General features: G+C 49.0%; 15 protein-coding genes and 1 pseudogene. 2 read left to right on the forward strand and 14 right to left on the reverse strand.

Annotation, left to right across the window (positions count from 1 at the left end; genetic code table 11):
- Positions 1-10: 10 nt before the first annotated feature.
- Entirely contained in the window at positions 11-304 is a 294-nt protein-coding gene (locus OEV49_12310; protein MDH3891859.1) for a hypothetical protein, read from the forward strand.
- Positions 305-473: 169 nt separating this feature from the next.
- On the opposite strand, the gene OEV49_12315 is transcribed toward OEV49_12310, so the two are convergent.
- The 14 genes and pseudogenes from OEV49_12315 to OEV49_12380 form a co-directional block, all read right to left on the reverse strand.
- Positions 474-680 (reverse strand): hypothetical protein, encoded by a 207-nt coding sequence (locus tag OEV49_12315; GenBank protein MDH3891860.1) that lies wholly within the window; start codon positions 678-680, stop codon positions 474-476.
- Positions 681-774: 94 nt separating this feature from the next.
- Positions 775-1,194, reverse strand: a complete 420-nt coding sequence (locus tag OEV49_12320) for an SRPBCC domain-containing protein (GenBank protein ID MDH3891861.1) — start codon at positions 1,192-1,194, stop codon at positions 775-777.
- Positions 1,191-1,679 (reverse strand): SRPBCC domain-containing protein, encoded by a 489-nt coding sequence (locus OEV49_12325; GenBank protein ID MDH3891862.1) that lies wholly within the window; start codon positions 1,677-1,679, stop codon positions 1,191-1,193. The genes OEV49_12320 and OEV49_12325 overlap by 4 nt, the downstream gene beginning before the upstream one ends.
- A 24-nt stretch (positions 1,680-1,703) precedes the next feature.
- Positions 1,704-2,171 carry an SRPBCC domain-containing protein gene (locus OEV49_12330; protein MDH3891863.1) on the reverse strand — a complete coding sequence of 156 codons (468 nt, stop codon included), beginning with the start codon at positions 2,169-2,171 and terminating at the stop codon, positions 1,704-1,706.
- A gap of 1 nt (position 2,172) precedes the next feature.
- The gene (locus OEV49_12335; GenBank protein ID MDH3891864.1) at positions 2,173-3,087 is read right to left on the reverse strand and encodes an SRPBCC domain-containing protein; all 915 of its coding nucleotides are present in this window, start codon (positions 3,085-3,087) and stop codon (positions 2,173-2,175) included.
- Positions 3,080-3,700 carry a helix-turn-helix domain-containing protein gene (locus tag OEV49_12340; protein ID MDH3891865.1) on the reverse strand — a complete coding sequence of 207 codons (621 nt, stop codon included), beginning with the start codon at positions 3,698-3,700 and terminating at the stop codon, positions 3,080-3,082. The genes OEV49_12335 and OEV49_12340 overlap by 8 nt, the downstream gene beginning before the upstream one ends.
- 294 nt (positions 3,701-3,994) lie before the next feature.
- On the reverse strand, positions 3,995-4,312 hold the full coding sequence (locus OEV49_12345; protein ID MDH3891866.1) for a YdhR family protein: 318 nt from the start codon (positions 4,310-4,312) through the stop codon (positions 3,995-3,997).
- 118 nt (positions 4,313-4,430) lie between these two features.
- Entirely contained in the window at positions 4,431-5,780 is a 1,350-nt protein-coding gene (locus OEV49_12350) for a hypothetical protein (protein ID MDH3891867.1), read from the reverse strand.
- 494 nt (positions 5,781-6,274) lie between these two features.
- A complete protein-coding gene (gene zupT, locus OEV49_12355; protein MDH3891868.1) occupies positions 6,275-7,180 on the reverse strand; it encodes a zinc transporter ZupT in 906 nt (301 codons plus the stop codon).
- Positions 7,181-7,330: 150 nt separating this feature from the next.
- Positions 7,331-7,490 (reverse strand): annotated as a pseudogene (locus OEV49_12360) (NAD(P)-dependent alcohol dehydrogenase).
- Between the two features lie 232 nt (positions 7,491-7,722).
- A complete protein-coding gene (locus OEV49_12365; protein ID MDH3891869.1) occupies positions 7,723-8,250 on the reverse strand; it encodes a DUF1858 domain-containing protein in 528 nt (175 codons plus the stop codon).
- A 325-nt stretch (positions 8,251-8,575) separates the two neighbouring features.
- The gene (locus tag OEV49_12370) at positions 8,576-13,492 is read right to left on the reverse strand and encodes a right-handed parallel beta-helix repeat-containing protein (GenBank protein ID MDH3891870.1); all 4,917 of its coding nucleotides are present in this window, start codon (positions 13,490-13,492) and stop codon (positions 8,576-8,578) included.
- Between the two features lie 585 nt (positions 13,493-14,077).
- Positions 14,078-14,437, reverse strand: coding sequence for a DUF4405 domain-containing protein (locus tag OEV49_12375; protein MDH3891871.1), 360 nt, complete (start codon positions 14,435-14,437; stop codon positions 14,078-14,080).
- Positions 14,438-14,641: 204 nt separating this feature from the next.
- A complete protein-coding gene (locus tag OEV49_12380) occupies positions 14,642-15,391 on the reverse strand; it encodes a hypothetical protein (GenBank protein MDH3891872.1) in 750 nt (249 codons plus the stop codon).
- A 678-nt stretch (positions 15,392-16,069) separates the two neighbouring features.
- Here OEV49_12380 and OEV49_12385 point away from each other — a divergent pair.
- Positions 16,070-17,398: a S41 family peptidase gene (locus OEV49_12385; protein MDH3891873.1), complete on the forward strand. Its 1,329-nt coding sequence runs from the start codon at positions 16,070-16,072 to the stop codon at positions 17,396-17,398.
- Positions 17,399-17,443: the final 45 nt, after the last annotated feature.

The raw sequence follows: 17,443 nt of genomic DNA on the forward strand, positions 1-17,443 counted from the left end.
GCACCCTTCAATGTCGAAAGATACGGTAGGTGGATTCTCTCCGTTCACCGTCCGGTCGGGCCGGCGACATCTGTTCTGGGGAACGACCGAGTCTGTCCGCCTGGTTGACCTGACCAATCAGACACATCTGGCCGGATGCATCGACGGCGAGTCCAAGCTGGGGCGGCAGATGATACAACTCAGCCGGTTCTGTTACTGGCGTGACCTGAACCTGTTAACGACCCCTTGTACGATCTTTGGAAAGACGACCGTCCGGGGATCACGAGGGAGTATCCGTTGTGACCAAGTGGCGATCGTCTCTTGACAGTTCAGAACTGTCTCAGGGAGTCTTTTTCTGTTGCCTATCCTGTTTCTTCTGTTGCTTTTGTTGGTCCTTGTTTTTCTTTTGTTTCTGACTTTTTGCCTTGTCTTTCTTACCACCCTTGTCACCCATTGTGTGACTCCTTTCCGTTTTACGTTCTACTTTTTTCGTTTTACGTTTCGCGATCAATTTGGCGCAACTCTCCCAATGATTCATCTTCATGGGAGGTCCAGTTGGTGGTGAATTTAACGCCGATAGCGGTAAAACACAAGTTTGAACCGCCGACTCGAAACGGTCGGTAGGAGCCCGGTTCCATGTGCAGCATGGTGGAGTTGAGGGAGTCGAACAGGTTCTTCCCGGCTGATGCCCATCTTTGCATCGTGCCAATCTCTGCACCAAGTTTCTGTTTTGGCCACTAATTTCTGCAACCAAGAAGGGACCTTCCAACAAAGGCCCCACGTCATAACGGATAGCTATGCTCCCTCGTTTGGTGTTCCCTGGCCGGTTTCGCAGTACTTTTGAAGACTCGTCAGGTAGTACGCCCAGTGAAAGCTGCATGCCCCAACATATTCGGTCTGTTCTCTGAAACCGTAATGAGAAAAGCATACTCTAACACCCTCATCATCCTGGCTCAGCTCAAACAAAACATGAGTTCCGATCCACTCGGTGTGGCCATCAACACATTCCCAACAAACCCTGGTCGGTTCAAGCAGTACTATCTTCATTTGGTTGAAAGCACCGGATGCGAAACGGAATGTTGATACACTGCCGGGCGTTCCCTCTACATCGACGTCTTTAGTCCACCAGCCGGCCAGTCCCTCCTTGTCGGTTAGCGCCGAATAGATTTCTTGCAGGTGCGCACTTATGTGCAAGCAATGGTAAATCTCCTTCAATTCGCAACTCCGACTTCAGGCGACCGGTAGGTTATGCCATCCTCTACGTAGAATTTTATGAGCGCAAGAAGTTCCCCCCAGTGCGCGGAGCATTCCAAGATGGACTTGAGACCTTCAGCGGTTTCCAGGTATCCGTCTTCAAAAAGCGATAGCACCGTGCCATCGTGTTTTGTTTTAAGGTCCAATTGCGCTGTTGTCTTCTCACCCGGACGTCCCCACTCAAAGGCAAACCGCCGTGGTGGATCAATCTCCAGCACGTGGCCCGGTGATTCATGATTGTCCAGGTCGGGCCCCCAGTTTTTCCATTTGAAGTTACACACTCCCCCGGGCCTGGGATCGAGCTCCATCCCGGTGGTAAAGTACTTGTTCCAATGTTCGGAGTCAGTAATGGCTTCAAACACTTTCTCTCTGGGAGCGGCAATGAATATGCTCTTCTCGATCTTATATATGCCCTCCGGCAATTGCAGTTTCTTATTTTCAGACATGGCAAAACTACCTTTCATTAATGGTCAGATACTTGCGGTGTTAATCGCACTGTTGTAAACGATACCGTGCTCCATATAGAATTTCAAGAGGGTCATGGCTTCGCCCCATCCGGAAGCACACTCCAGTATCATAGCGCGGCCTTTCGGTGTGTCTTTGTAACCATCCTCGGAGAGCGTGACTACTGTTCCTTTGTCCGCGATTGTCAGCTCGATGCGGATCGTGGTTTCTCTTCCTTCGCTCCCCCACCGAAAGACAAAGAGCTCCGGCCGGTTCGCTTCGATCACCTTGCCGGGGACTTTCAAAGTGTAGTGGTCGGGACCCCAGTCCTTCCAACTGAATGAACAGACTCCGCCCGGCTGAGGGTCCAACTCCATACCGGTCGTAAAGAACTCATCCCAACTCTTGGCGCTCGTAATAGTGTCGTACACCTTTTCGGGTGAAGCGGCGATGAAAGTTCTCTGTTTGATTTTGCAGTCAAGTAGTTCCGTCATGTTACTCTCCTTTATCGCGAGAAGGTATTGGATCGATCGTTGTAGTCGTGGCTTCTGTTCGCTCTTCATTGGCATATACTTTTGCCCGACTCCAATCAGGTCCCTCTTCGAGCATTGTTTTCAGGCGTGCTGCAAACTTGGACCACCCGATGAAGTAGTCTTCGTTGTCGCGATCGGGAGCAAATCCACTTTGGACAATCGTCACGCGCGTCTTTCCACCCGATCCGCCGAGAGTCCAGGTTGCGATTGTCTCCGGCTCACCTTCCCATTGCCAAGAGTAGGCGAGCTTCGCGTCGGGTACAATCTCCAGTATCTTGATCGGTCCCATTCCCCAGCCAAAGTCGATTTTGCCGCCGGGTTTGGGATCGATTGCGCCTTTGCTACCTATCCAGCGCTCCATCTGAGTCGCATCGGTGAGCGCGCGGAACACCATTGACGGTACCGCGTCGATTTCGACAGAGACACGAACGTCGCCCTTTTGAACCTGCGAATAATCGAGAAGTTGATAGGCTCGGCCTCTCTCCAGCCAGTGTCGTAATCCTTCCAGCGCGTGCGACCAGAAGTCTCCTATGCTGCTCTGGTTGGGTCTGGACTGGGGGAAGTCACGATGATACATCGTCAGCACACAGCCTGGAGAACTGGTATGTAACTCGTATTGGACGATCGAGTCGATGTCACGCAAACGCCACTCAAACTCGAGCAGTTTCTCTGGAATCACACGAATCAGTCTGTGACAGCCCTGTTCACGACTCGGGTTATCCGGCGTGGACCGACCCCAGAAATCATAACGGCTATCCTCTATTGAGACGTCGGTGTGCTCGGCAAACCAGTTCGTCAAAGCCCTCGGATCGGTCAGCGCCAGGTAGACCTTTTCAACTGAGGCCTTGATATCGATTCCAAGATTCAGTTCAGCCATTTTCATTCTCCTTATTCTGATCACCTTCTTTTTCTTTTAAGGGCGAGTAACAGGCAAGCATTAGACGATAGCTGTCATCATCGTTGTGCGTACTCTCAACTGAGCCACCGTACTTCTGAGCCAGATGTGAGAAGATCTCTTTGATCTCATTCAGAAACCGGGCCCGGTCATTCTCGTCACTCAACTGTATTTGCGCGTTTACCCCAAGCGAAGGCGTCAACGCCGATCCTTCCCGCTCGATCATGTGGCCGATATCAACCTGCAAATCCTCAGCGAGCTGCATGAGATAGGCAAGGCTAGCCTGGTCCCTTGTTCGTGCACGATCACCCAGTTGGGTGACCAGCCGCGGAGAGAACCAGAAAGATTTCGCTACCGCTTGATAGACTCCCTCCATCGTCCCTCTTTTGCGCCGTTCATCCACCAGGTGCACCAACCCTGCCAGCTTGAGTACTTTCATGTGGTAGTTCACTTTTTGGGTGGTCATTCCAAGTTCCTTGGCCAGTTCCGGACAGGTTCTCGGCCGAGAAAGTCGCGACAAGATTTCGATTCTGGCCGGCTTAAGAACTTCCGAGGCCTCTTCAGCCTGCTCTATGAAATGAACTTCTTGCATCATTATCCTTTCGAGTTAATATACCAAACGTATCGTATATACAAAAAGTTCCGTATATTCGCAAGTAATTCATCGTCGGGGGGAGCATTACACCACCGATCGACCTATAAGCTATTGTATAGTCACGAGTTATCCAAATGTCGGCGGGTGCGAACAGGTGCCGCCCGGCTGATTTCCATACTCGCCTTGTGGCGCAAGGAGTTACACCCTATTGTGGCCAGATTGTGACCGTTTTTTACACAGCCGTCTTCGTTACACAGGAATTGTCGTGGCGCTTTAAGCCGCACAGAACTCCGATTACTCGTTCCAATCAGTTAACGGCCCGCGATCCGGTCGTAAGGGATAGAGCACCTCATAGACCTCTCGGCGAATTTCTGTGGCTTCGTAGGCGGTGGGTATCGTTTGCGCCAGTTCAGATTCACGGAATTTGGCCAACGCCTCTTTTGTCTCAAAGAAGTAGATTCCACACATCTCGCCAGTGGTTTCATCTTTGCCATAGACTTTTTGTGCCAGTCCAGGGATGTCGTGGAATTGTGGTTTGCGTTCCAGTAGTCGACGTTCAAGTTCTTTTTCGTCAAGCTCTGATTTTACTCGAACAAACAGAATGGTAGCCATATTGTATCTCCTCATTTCTTTGCCATAAACAACAAAGCCCCCTCACCGGCGGTTTCTTTTATTTGTTGATAGAGGTGGGGGGAATCTCCAAAGGCAACAAAGCGGATTGCAGGCTTACCTACTGAACACATCCGCAGATCGGCGCAGAGCCACCAACAAACATATAGTCTACGAGGATAACCAGATCGCTGATGTCTATCCCACCGCCGGCATCCATGTCCGCTGCATGATGGCAAGGCGGGGCTTGCCCTGCACTGAACATGAAGTCGACAAGGAAGACCAAATCGGCGATGTCCACAGCACCATCATCATTAGTATCACCGGCCAAATCGCAGCAACAAGGTGGAGTAGGATCAAAAATGGCCAGACCCTCATTGATTATGCGTGTATGGCTGAAAACAGAGGTGTCATTTTCCGGAAGGTTGACAGGGGTTATCACACTCACAAGGTTGGTGTCTGAATACTGCGGCATTGCCCAACTCTCAAAGACAAGATGATCCGGCTGACCGATTGCTGAATTGACCTCGTTAATCCAGTCAATCGCGCCCACGTAATAGACTTCATCAGTGTACTGCCCATATTCCCAGAGTTGCGTGTTGAACGAAAGATCAATCAAGATGGGGGCGAAGGATATGTTATGGGCGTGACAAAAAGTTTCGAGCTCCAGCATATCTGCCTTTGCCTGGGCAAGGGTCACTCTTCCATAGACTGGTCCCGCATAGTCGATAATTCTGAGCCCATGCACATCCAGATGTATGAACGGAAGATTAATACCCAGGTTTTCCAACTCTGCCACATAAGTTTTGATCCCTTCAACATCCACCTCGGGATAGAGAATGATCTGCCCAACAATGATAGAGGGAGCTGCGTTGTTCATCATTGTGATAAAGTCCGCAACCATGGCGGCGATTTCAGCTAAACTTTCGGTCTTACACTCAGGGCCGCCTGAAGGAGGGTAGATGGGGGAATACCATCTTCTGATTGGTTCATCTATGGCAATATAGCGGACTGTTCCCCCATTGGCCTGCACATTGACAATTGCATCGACTGTCCAGTTGAAAGCATTCTGCGCAGCGGTTTGCATCTCCAGACTACAATCGACCGGCGTTCCATAAGGCGTTTGCGGTAGGATACCCGCTCCTTCGATGCAGATATCAATTCCCCATTCATCCAATCTGGTGAACGCCTCAACCTGGGCAAAACTGTCAAGAATGTTATCGTTGCACAGGCCACCCATGCATGGCCATGAGTTGACATGGTGCGTGAGAAACTGAAAGACATCGATTCTTGATCTGGCCGAATCCCACTGGTTTGGGTTGGTGAATAACACGAGCATGTCGGCGCTTCCCATGGCCGGTCCGAACCATACTTGGCCGCTGTCTGCAGGTTGGCTGCGGGCGGAGTTGCCCACAATGGTGATTGCAGGCAGAGACAGCATGGCTGTGAGTAAGTATCGAGTTACGCTCATATACGCAAGATACTATACGTCGGAGATTTTACAAAGGCGGAAGTATCAGCCGTTGTCGTAGTGTACTCTCTGACAGATCCCCTCGGCAGCGGCGGGGCACCCGGCAAAGTAGATGAAGACAACACCATATGCGGACATGACCCGGATAATGATAGGGTCCACTGCATCAAGTATTTTCTTTCTCAATTCAGTTCCCCTTTTCAATAGCCGTCGGGTGGCCCAGGGCTTGCCCTGGGTTTCCAAAGTGAATGTCGCAATGTCTCGTATTCAACCGCATCCGCGCTACGCAAAGTGCTCCGCCTCTTGGCGTAGGTTACTCTCATGTCACTAAGACACAATACATCGAGAGTTTCGCAAAGGCGGTGGTATCCAACTGGTGGAGCAGTATACTCTTCAACTAATCCCACCGCAAGCAGTGGAGCGCCCGATCGCAACAGCTTCCAGGAGTTTTACCCACACCCCACCATCCGTGCGAGGACACCGACGTGGATGTACTACTTCATGAGAAGCAAACTTAGAGCCATCACCGCCATACCTGCCAGAAGCCCGAAGAGGGAGTCATGCCCCTTACCATAAGCGCGGCTGGTCGGCAACAGTTCGTCGAGACTGATATAGACCATTATCCCCGCTACGCCACCAAACAGTATACCCATCACCTCTGGCGGTACGACACCGGATTCACCGCCAACCAGGAACACGATTATCAGATAGGCCACTATCGCTCCAACCGGTTCGGCCAGACCACTAAGCATTGAGTAGACAAAGGCCTTCTTGCGGTCGCCGGTAGCATAGAAGATCGGCACCGATACGCTTACTCCTTCGGGGATATTGTGGAGGGCAATGGCTATGGCAATCGCCAGGCCGAGTGTTGGGTCTTCCAGAGCGGCAAGAAACGTTGCTAAACCTTCGGGGAAATTGTGAATGCCGATTGCAAGTGCAGTGAACAACCCCATTCGCAGTAACTTACGCTCCCGACCGCCGTGAATGTGAGAATCTCCACCCGGACTGCCGTGAGTTTCTTCGGCCAGCTTGTCAAAGTCGGGCAAGGGTGCAGTGCTATCCTGCAAAGGCGCTGTCTCCGCTTCGGAGTGCATCTCGTGCGGGTTGTCGGCAGACGGAATCAGGTTGTCGATAATCCCAATCAGCAGGATGCCGCCAAAAAACGAGGCCACATTCACCCAGTGTCCCCAATACTCCCCATAACTCTCAACCAGGGCATCGGCACCTTTTATGAAGATCTCCACGAACGATACGTAGATCATCACACCGGCCGAGAATCCAGTGGCTACGGATAAAAACCGGTAATTGGTCCGTTTAGCAAAAAAGGCTATAGCGCTACCGATACCGGTGGCCATGCCGGCGAACACTGTAAGACCTAAAGCAAAAAGTACGTCGTTCATAGTTCAGGTTTTTCCATTGGCGTATCAGCCTTTAGGGTAAAACATTGGATCGATGATGTCCACAAAAAAGCACGATATCGTCAGGTATCAGAAACACAGCGACCACCAGCCATCCGGTGGAGTGCCAAGTCGCCGTATGTAAGCTTCATTGCAGAAGTTCAACATCTCCTGCGTCTCGGCGAGGCCTCCAATTAAGGAAACCTGAGAAACTCCTGCGCCCAAAAATCAAACCGAACGCCGAGACCGGTATCGGATTGTCCGGGGCCCCAACCAGGGTTATGTTGCTATCGCGGCAGAGCATCATGACGTACTGGCCCGGTGGCTCAGGGCTTGCCCTGGGTATCCAGAGGACATGGTGCAATGTCTCGTATCCATCATTATCCGCGCTACCCCAGGTGGTCCACCCTTTGGGTGGGTTACGCTCATGTATGTAAGATACAGCACATCGATAGATGAACAAGAGAATACCAGGCAATCAAGCCCCAACAGAATAGTGGTAGGCTCTTTGCCAGAATCCGTGGCTGGATCACGATACAAGCAAGCTAAGAATTCTTACGGAAGTATGATTTGATTACGCCGCCAGGTTTCTGAACCGACCAGACGGAGTATCCTTTTGACTTCAAGATGTCTATACCCGGCGCCGGAAGGAATGTCGTCACCAGTTCAATGATATCACCTTTCTTAAGGTTTTTCGCCTCCGTCAATACTCTGGCCAGCGTCAGCTTGTCCTCGTTGCCCAACGCAGCCTCTTCGATCGAAACGGAGATATTTTCTGCGGAGTACCAATCAGGCTGTGCTTGAAGGTAATCTTCCTGGTCGTAAGTCGCTTCGATTTCTGCCTGACCGACACATTTTCTGAGCCTATTGATGAGTTCGGTAAGTGGCACATTTGCAACCGATGAGATGTGCTTTAGTGTAGCCACTTTGGCAACAGACCTTCTCAGGATCGGATTCTTCAGCTTTTTGAATGGTGGCGCAATACCAATGAGCACATCCTCCAGGTCAGGATAAGCTTCAAGCAGATCGTGAACCTTCACAGAGGGAGTGATATCCAGATTCTTCTCAGTCAAAATACCTCCAGTAGATATTTGCCTATCAAATGTAATAAAGACACGCCACAATCTCCAGGTATTTGACACAGAACATGCAGATCGATTGTTGCGAGACGATTCTCAATGAAGGAACAACAGATCAGTTGCATTGACCATCTGACCAAATTGTGTCCACCGTCGTCAGAGGTTGTTGTCCGACACTCATAGTTAAAGCAGGGGGACGGGGTATAATAAAATGATCCAGCCCATTCGCATATACGTTTTCTTGGCAGAACCCATTTACGACAAATAAAAAGGACAGGCGAAATGCCTGTCCTTCTGTTATTGGTCAACGATTCCACTGTTATTTGAGCAGAATCATTTTCTTGGTTTCGATAAACGAACCTGCACTCAGGCGGTACAGATAGATACCACTGGCATGATTACCTGATCCCCAGGTTACCTGATGGATTCCAGCATCCATTTGACCATCAATTACTGTGGTTACTCTCTGACCTACGATATTGAATATCTCAAGCTTGACCTGAGCCGCAATGGGCAGAGCGAAATTGATTGTCGTTGATGGGTTAAATGGGTTGGGATAGTTCTGATCCAGGCTGAATACCCCCGGCAAGAGTGCAGGGTCGTCAGACACGCCGGCCCGCGGACTTCCCGTACATCCTACTCCCAATGCACCGATATCAGCACCGCTTTGGCCGGCGCCGTCGCAAGGAGAGGTAGAACTTATAGAGTAGTCATCGTTTGCCGTATCACAATAGTCCGGATCGGCACTGATGACTCCGGTACCGATGTAGTCAGATATATCGGCCGTGTCCCCAACGTCACAATAGTCGAACGATGGCGTACCGGCTGAGTTGTCAACACGAACATCTTCCCCGTGGTTTGCGTCATTTCCCCAGACGATTGTGTTGAGAACAGTGGATGAACTACTCGATTCAAAATAGATTCCACCACCGTATTTCTTGGCGTAGTTATCGCTCAGGGTGTTATTGGTTATATCGGGGGCGCTGTTATTGTGTAAGGATATGCCACCACCATAACCGTTGTTGTTGTCAACGTCGTTCTTACAAATAACGTTGCCCTCGATATCCGGCGAACTGGAATAACAGTAGATACCACCGCCACTCTTATTAGCGTAGTTGCCGATCAGGGTATTATCGGCGATGGTGGGTGAACTGCCGTTACAATAAATTCCGCCGCCATAACCAGCGGTAGTACTGGTACTGCAACTGCTAATGGTGTTGTCGCTGGTCGTACCGGAACTGCCGTTACGAAGGGCAATCCCCCCGCCACTTAATCCGGTGTTCAGGGTGATAGTGTTATTCGTGATAGAAAGCGAGTCGCTGCCGGTAGAATAGATGCCGCCACCACCGTAGTTTCCGGTGTTATCGCTGATGGTGTTGTTGCTAATGACCGATGAGCTGTCAATGCCCAGGTAAATCCCGCCACCGGAAGAATGAGCGTAATTCGAATCAACGACGTTACTATCTACAGTAGCTGTACTGGCATGACCAAAAATACCGCCACCATTGCCTTGAATTCCGTTATCGGCACTGTTTCCTCTAATAGTATTGTTGGTGATGGTTACCGTGCTGTTTTGCCAGAAATATACACCACCGCCAGCCTCGCCGGCAGTATTTCCGCTTATGGTGTTGTCGCTGACACTAAGCGTACTTACCAGACAGTAAACGCCACCACCATGCCAGATTGCATTGTTCCCGCTGATCGTGTTGTCGTTGACGGTAGCTGAACTGTACCAGCAGCATATTGCGGCGCCCGATCGGCCGTAGTTGCCGCTGATGGTGTTCTTTCGGATAACAGGTGAAGTGGTGTGGCAGTAAATCCCTCCACCGTTGTTACTGCTGCCATTCTGTATAGTGAAACCCATGAGCTCGGCGCTGCTGGTCTCACCATTGGAAAAAGTGACAACCACATCTGTTGAATCACCGTCGATTACCGTTGTCGAGTTGTCCACGGTGTCCCCGATAACCTTGATATCGTTACCGCTGAAGTCGATGTTCTCCACATACGTTCCGGATAGAACCCGAACCGTATCACCATCTACGGTAGCATCGATTCCGTTTTGGATCACATTGAAGTCACAGTCAACTCCGATAGTGCCATCGTCATCGACAACCCAAACACCATTGCATCCAACGCCCAGGGCTCCGATATCAACCCCACCCTCACCGGCATCTACACAAGGAGAGGTGGTTCTTGTGGTGTATTCATCGTTGGCCGTATCGCAGAACTGCGGATCGGCCGTGATAACCCCGGTACCGAAGTAGGTGGATACATCGGTGGTGTCGTCGATATCGCAATAGGCGAACGATGGTGTACCAGCGGCGCCGTCCAGGTATATGTCATTGCCGTCGGTTCCCGCACTGTTGCCCCAGATTATACTGTTGACAACATCCGATGCACTGGCCGATTGAAAATAGAGCCCACCGCCATAGCTATAATAGCCGTCAACGACGTTATCATAAATGACATTGCCGTCAATGTCCGGCATACTGTTAACCAGGGAGATTCCGCCACCGTAGCCATAGTAGGCGTCGAGATAGTTCTTACATATTACGTTGCCACTGATAACCGGTGAACCGTTCTTGCAAGATATTCCGCCGCCATACTGACCGGCGGCGTTGCCGATCAGACTGTTATCGCTGATGACAGGAGAACTACCGTTACAATAGACACCGCCACCTTCAGAGCTGGCTGAAACCTTGGTGGTATTGTTGGTTATGCCGTTGTTGCTGAGAATGGCGGTACTGCTACCACCAAAACCAACCCCGGCACCTCGAAGAGCACTGTTGGCGGTAATTGTGTTGTTGGTGATGGAAGCTGAATCGCTGCCGGTAGAATAAACACCGCCACCATTGGAGTTACAGGTGTTGTCGCTTATCGTATTGTTGCTGATGGTCGATGCAGTGTCATTGTTGAGATGAATCCCGCCGCCGTCAAAATGAGCGTGATTCGAGTCGATGACGTTACTGTCTGCGAAAACGGCGCTGTTGAAACATGCGATGCCGCCGCCTCTACCTTTGCTTGAGTTATAGTCGGCGGTATTGCCTCTTATCGTATTGTCGATGATGGTAAGTGAGCTGTTGGTCGTGGCATAGATCCCGCCGCCATACTCGCCGATACTGTTTCCGCTGATAGTGTTGTCGCGTATGGTTAGTGTGCTACCATAGCTGTAGATTCCACCACCATAGAAATATGAAGAGTTGTCGCTGATGGTATTGCCGCTGATAGTGGAAGTACACATAACAGTAAAGGCAATCCCGCCCATCATCTGAAAAGCTTGGTTCCCACTGATGGTGTTGTCGGTGAAGGTAGAGGAACAGGTGTCACGACAATAAGCTGCGCCACCTTGATATGCGTAGTTGTCGGTGATGGTATTGTTGGCGATAGTGGGATCACTATTGTCTTTGAAGTAAATCCCGCCGCCATGATGACCGACAGAATCACTGCTTATGGTATTATAGCTTATAGTGGGTGAACTGTTACTTACGCAATAGATTCCACCGCCGTCATAAGCGTAGTTGTCGCTTATGGTGTTCTTGTGGATTGTGGGCGAGCTGCCGCTGCAATAAATCCCACCGCCGTTGGTGTTGTTGCCGTTTTGAATGGTGAACCCGGCGATGACGGCACTGCTGGTTTCGCTGGTGGAAAAAGTGACAACCGTTCCTGACGAGTTACCGTCGATAACCGTTGTCGAGTTGGTCACGGTGTCTCCGAGAACCAGGATGTCCTTGCCGTTGTAGTTGATATTCTCAGTATATGTTCCGGCACGAACCAGAACCGTATCACCATCAATGGAGGCATTGATTCCGTTTTGAATCACGTTGAAATCGCAGTCAACTCCGATGGTGCCGTCATCATCGACAATCCAGGCACCGTTGCATCCAACACCAAGTGCTCCGATATCGACCCCGCTCTGACCGGCGTCCACACACGGGGAGGTGGTTCTTATTGTGTAATCATCGCTGGCCGTATCACAAAACTGCGGATCGGCAGTGATGACCCCGGTACCGAAGTAGGTAGATAGATCAGTCGTATCGCCGATGTCGCAGTAGTCGAATGACGGCGTACCGGCGGTGACAAATACATCTACATCATCGCCTGAAGTCCCCGCACTGTTTCCCCAGAATATAGTGTTGACAACAGTGGCTGCACTGCTGGTTATGAAGACAAGTCCGCCACCGTAAGTACTGGCAGTGTTATCACTGATGGTATTATTGGTGATGTCAGGAAAACTGTTGTTAACACAGGATATCCCCCCACCATAGCTATTGCAGTCATTGCCGCAAATAACATTGCCGGTTATGTCCGGTGAACTCAAAGCGCAGGAAATACCATTACCATTATTATCGACAATGGTATTATTGCTGATGGTAGGAGAAGTAGAGGAACAACTAATACCGCCGCCGGCCGCATTAACCGCTCTCTGGGCAGTGTTGTTACTTATCGTATTGGAGTCGACAGTTACCTTAGTACTGGAGTGAACTGTAATTCCCCCGCCGACCCAGGAGGTGTTGTCGGTAATACTGTTATCGGTGATGGAAAGAGAATCACTGGTCCAGGAATGAATTCCACCACCGGAAGAGCCGCTGGTGTTGTCGGCTATGGTATTGTCGCTAATGTCTGACATACTGTCTATATAGAGATAAATCCCGCCACCGTAGTCTTCGGCGAAATTCGAATCAATGACATTACCGGTTACGACGACGGTACTCCTATTGCAATATATACCGCCACCGCCACCGTCTAATCCAACCTTGGCGGTGTTGCCTCGAATTACGTTATCAACGATGGTAAGAGAACCGCTGCCCCAGCAGGAAATCCCACCGCCGGTTTCAGCATAGTTGTCTATAATGGTGTTCTTGCTGATAGTAGGCGAACTGGTGCCGCATAGAATACCACCGCCATCCTGATGGTAACCGTTTTGTATGGTGAAACCCATGATAGCGGCGCTGCTGCCCACACCACTGTTAAAAGTGACAACTGCTCCCGACGAATCACCGTCGATAATCGTCGTTGAGTTGTCCAGGGTGTCTCCGATAAGCACGATTGCCTTGCTGCTGATGAGAACGTTCTCCGTATACGTTCCGGCATCAACAAGTATCGTATCACCGGCAGTACTCGCGTTTACCCCGGCTTGAATCGTGCTATAGTCATCAGGGATGTTAATTGTTGCCGCGTTGACGAGAACGGAAATCGATATCGCCAAAAGTGCGGATAGTATAGAGATATTTTTCATTTCCTTGAACCCTCTGTTGTCTTTAACCAAACCATTTCTTTAAGATTGTGGTTCGATAGTCGGTGTATCCAGAATGTCTTCGTTTGTACCTTCTTGCTGTATGTTGTAGTATTACCTCCTTGTTCTTTCAGTGTGTTCTGTTTTGCTCATAACCCTCCCAGGCGCAGAGGACGGTATCCGTACATAACCTCTGTTTGCCTCGCTATACAACTTGAGTTTGGTTAGGGCTAAACCTCAAGTACACCACACGTCCTGCAATTCTCACATCAACGTATTACAGAGACAAGTCATTCGATTATCGAGACCATGCTTCATCCTTACAAAAGTATCCTAATACATCCATTTGGGTTTTTCAAGTACTTTGAGTACCTCTTTTGATTTGATTGCACGCCGGCTTGATTTGGTTCTGATAATCAACCGTCGAGAATGTGTTAATAGACGTGCAGGCACCTTAGTGGGAGTGGTGGGCAACCCAATACTGGCGTTGCGGCACAAAGACTTATATCCTGTTGGGACCAAGCCGTGACCGTCTTATGAGCTTAATCTCGTAGCCGGCAGGTCTTGGTGGTTTTTGATGGCTTTCGGCTATGCGGATGGTGCAAGTATCCCAGCCAGAAGAAGCAAAACGCCGATTAGAATACCCACCACAACATTTAGGTTGAGCTTCTTCGATCCAACCTTCTTTATCCAGTCTTTATTAAAGTACATGTGCAAAGCCGTAAGCAGAACGAAGGCGATTGACGATAGAAAGTGGACTATCTTCCACACTCCCATGGAAAGCCCGTAGACTGAAAGTGAAATCGGATCAATAGCTGGGTCCAGCAATTGCATTTCTGGAAACTTCAGTAAGAGCACAAGCCCCGATGACATTACAATACAAGATATGAGGTACAATTTGTATGTGGTCGCGCTGTGGATCATGGGTTTTGAAGTATCCTTAGCCATGAAGCATCCTCCAGTGCCAAATGAAGAAAACTACATTACAGTAACCCTCTTCTGAGGGAGACTGACAACCTTTCGCCTAAGTTAAGATTGGAATTTGGAATCCGGTCACACCCACCAAAAAGACAAGTGACTACACTCTCGCTAATGAGCTCTGCGGAGGGAAGGCGGTATGTCGGTAACAGACAAACGTATTGTAAGTGGTCGTTATTCCCAAGGTCCTTCCTTTGTAACCTGGAAGACGGAATCGCCATCACAACGAAAGAGTCCCAACCAACCGCCAAGCCAAAGCCGTCCCTCTCTGTCTTCGAAGATGCACTGTATAGCATGACTGGCAAGACCTGCCTTTCTATGGAAATTGGTAAACGATTTTCCATCGTAGCGATACACACCATATCCTTCAGCGGGGAACCAGATGTTTCCACTTTTATCTTCATAGAGACTCCAAACCTCACCACCGCCGATAACTTCGCTCTTGGTAAAGTTGGTAAACGACTTTCCATCGTACCGGCTTACACCTTTATGATGTGTAGCGAACCAGAAATTCCCATGCATATCTTCTAAAACAGAATTCACGGAATTGTTACAAAGTCCGTCCTTCTCTGAAATATTGGATAAGGATTCTCCATCGTATATATAGGCGCCTCCATTGGTGCCAAACCACATTCTTCCCTGGCTATCTTCCATGATGCTATGGACTATTCTGGCGCTTGTAACCCCTCTTTGATAATCGGGCTCATCCTCTGGAAGGGCAAAAGGAGTGAACAGTTCTCCATTGAAACGACTTATCCCCTGCAAAGTACCTATCCAGATTATTCCATGACTGTCTATTACTATACTCCAAACGTCATTATTTATCAGGCCATCCTTCTCGGTATAATTGGTAAAAGATATCCCATCATATTTGGTTATTCCTCCCGAGGTACCGAACCAAACGTTACCTTCCTTATCATCCACAATTCCTCTTACCGCCCAACCACCGAAGCCCTCATTAATAGAGAAATACTCGAGAGAATCTCCATCGTAGCGGATGACCCCATCTCCATTAGTGCCGAACCATAGATTCCCACTAGTATCCTGAAATATCCTGCGTACGAACGCGCTAATTTGAAGCACAGAATTATGCCCTGACGGAATCTCTGGTGGCCCCCCAAATCGGTTATCAAGTTGGCTTCCTTGTAGCATTGTATCGTTTGGGATAGTACTCGATCCAGCAGTGCTGTCCTGGTGCAAGTATGCTTCGTCTTGTCCGCAGCAGGGAGAACCGAATGTTAGCAACAGTAGTATCGTGTAGAATTGATTACGCACTTAGTACCTCATCATTGTTTGGTAGATATGTTCTTTCAAAAGATCGTTTTTTGCGAGTCAGTTCTGGTTCACTGTCGCCCAAGCATCTTGGACAATGACAGTCCACATTCAATGATTGTTATACAACCTTATTGGCGGGCCAACGATATTTGTTGATATATGTCTGGTATTATCTTCAAAAGTGCGTTGAATGCGTCGCCCAAAACCAGGCAGCAGTTGTCAATGGTGATGAGTGCGTCTTTTCTGTGAACATCGTAAAAGTATTCACGTATTTTGATAACAACAGAGAATCTCAAGAGAGTGTGTCAAACTAAGGTGTGAATCATCTTGAGTAGAAGATTAAGGGTCAGTCTGTCTTTTCTAATCCTTGTTGGGGTTGGACTTTCAATTCATGTTGTGGCGAATCTTGCTGCGGATCTTGACAATGATAAACAGGGTGAGATCATTGATTCAGTGACATCTGCTTTCAATAGGTATTATGTTTTTGAAGATGTTGCTAATGAAATGGATGAACATCTACACCAGAAATTTCAGAGTGGAGAGTACGAGAATACAAGAAATCGAACGGAGTTTCTCCGGACGTTGGTAAGGGACATGCGTACTGTTCAGAACGATCAACATATCAATATCTATTACAGATCGGATGAATACTTTGAAAGGAAGCAGGAAGAAGAACTGACAGAAGAGGAGATTAAAAGGAAGATCGAGGAACAGCGACGGTATAACTATACATTCGAGAAAGTTGAAATACTACCCGGTAATGTAGGGTACATAAAATTCGATAGATTTAGAGATGCCACATTCGCCGGCTCAACCGCTGCTGGGGCACTCAATTTTCTCGGCAATACCGATGCCATAATAATCGACTTGCGTGACAACGGAGGTGGAGAACCCAATATGGTTCAGTTGATCGCAAGTTACTTTTTTGATGAAAGGACACATTTCAATAGTCTGGTTACCAGAGGAGAAAGTACCGAAGAGCAACTATGGACGTATGCTCACGTTTCAGGACCACGCCTGACTGGTAAAGATGTATACATATTAGTGTCGTATGACACTTTTTCCGCAGGAGAAGCATTGGCATACCATCTCCAGAAATCAGGGAAAGCGACTGTCGTCGGTGATTCAACCGGTGCCGGAGCACACCCTTGTAAATTTGTGGACGTGCCACATCTCAATACTGTAATCAAAGTTCCGTATCAGAGAGCTGTCAGCCCTTTCACTAATAGTAACTGGGAAGGAGTGGGGATTCAGCCCGACATAGAAGTACCTTCGTACAAAGCGTTTGATGTCGCTTACCTGCATGCTGTCAAGAAGCTAAGAGAAAACGGCAGCGATGATCAGTTCAATGACCGTCTGGATTGGCTGATTCCGGCTCTTGAATCAAATGTCGATCCGACAGTTGTAGACGAGGCCGCCTTAAAGAACTATGTTGGCCAGTACGGTCCGATCAAAGTCTTCTACGACCATGGCTCTCTTTATTTCGAATACAAGAACAGGCGACAGATGAAGATGTATCCTATGAGTGAAACGAAGTTTCGCTGTGGGGTGTACGATGAGTATCGAATAGAATTTCATCTGGATAATAACGGCATTGCGCAGTCCGCGACTATATTGTTCGAGGATGGAACTGAGTTTGATGAGTCAAAGAGCTAACACTTGGAGTGTCTATGTATCGGATGGCGCACTCGAATTGTTGGA

This window comes from Candidatus Zixiibacteriota bacterium (assembly GCA_029860345.1).
In the GTDB taxonomy this organism is placed as follows: Bacteria; Zixibacteria; MSB-5A5; order GN15; family FEB-12; genus JAJRTA01.

What these genes read in the sequence shown, in the direction of transcription:
- OEV49_12340 (MDH3891865.1), bottom strand. Translation starts at nt 3,700, where the DNA reads ATGATGCAAGAAGTTCATTTCATAGAGCAGGCTGAAGAGGCCTCGGAA.
- OEV49_12345 (MDH3891866.1), bottom strand. Translation starts at nt 4,312, where the DNA reads ATGGCTACCATTCTGTTTGTTCGAGTAAAATCAGAGCTTGACGAAAAA.
- OEV49_12335 (MDH3891864.1), bottom strand. Translation starts at nt 3,087, where the DNA reads ATGGCTGAACTGAATCTTGGAATCGATATCAAGGCCTCAGTTGAAAAG.
- OEV49_12330 (MDH3891863.1), bottom strand. Translation starts at nt 2,171, where the DNA reads ATGACGGAACTACTTGACTGCAAAATCAAACAGAGAACTTTCATCGCC.
- OEV49_12325 (MDH3891862.1), bottom strand. Translation starts at nt 1,679, where the DNA reads ATGTCTGAAAATAAGAAACTGCAATTGCCGGAGGGCATATATAAGATC.
- OEV49_12375 (MDH3891871.1), bottom strand. Translation starts at nt 14,437, where the DNA reads ATGGCTAAGGATACTTCAAAACCCATGATCCACAGCGCGACCACATAC.
- OEV49_12315 (MDH3891860.1), bottom strand. Translation starts at nt 680, where the DNA reads ATGCAAAGATGGGCATCAGCCGGGAAGAACCTGTTCGACTCCCTCAAC.
- OEV49_12350 (MDH3891867.1), bottom strand. Translation starts at nt 5,780, where the DNA reads ATGAGCGTAACTCGATACTTACTCACAGCCATGCTGTCTCTGCCTGCA.
- OEV49_12370 (MDH3891870.1), bottom strand. Translation starts at nt 13,492, where the DNA reads ATGAAAAATATCTCTATACTATCCGCACTTTTGGCGATATCGATTTCC.
- zupT (MDH3891868.1), bottom strand. Translation starts at nt 7,180, where the DNA reads ATGAACGACGTACTTTTTGCTTTAGGTCTTACAGTGTTCGCCGGCATG.
- OEV49_12310 (MDH3891859.1), top strand. Translation starts at nt 11, where the DNA reads ATGTCGAAAGATACGGTAGGTGGATTCTCTCCGTTCACCGTCCGGTCG.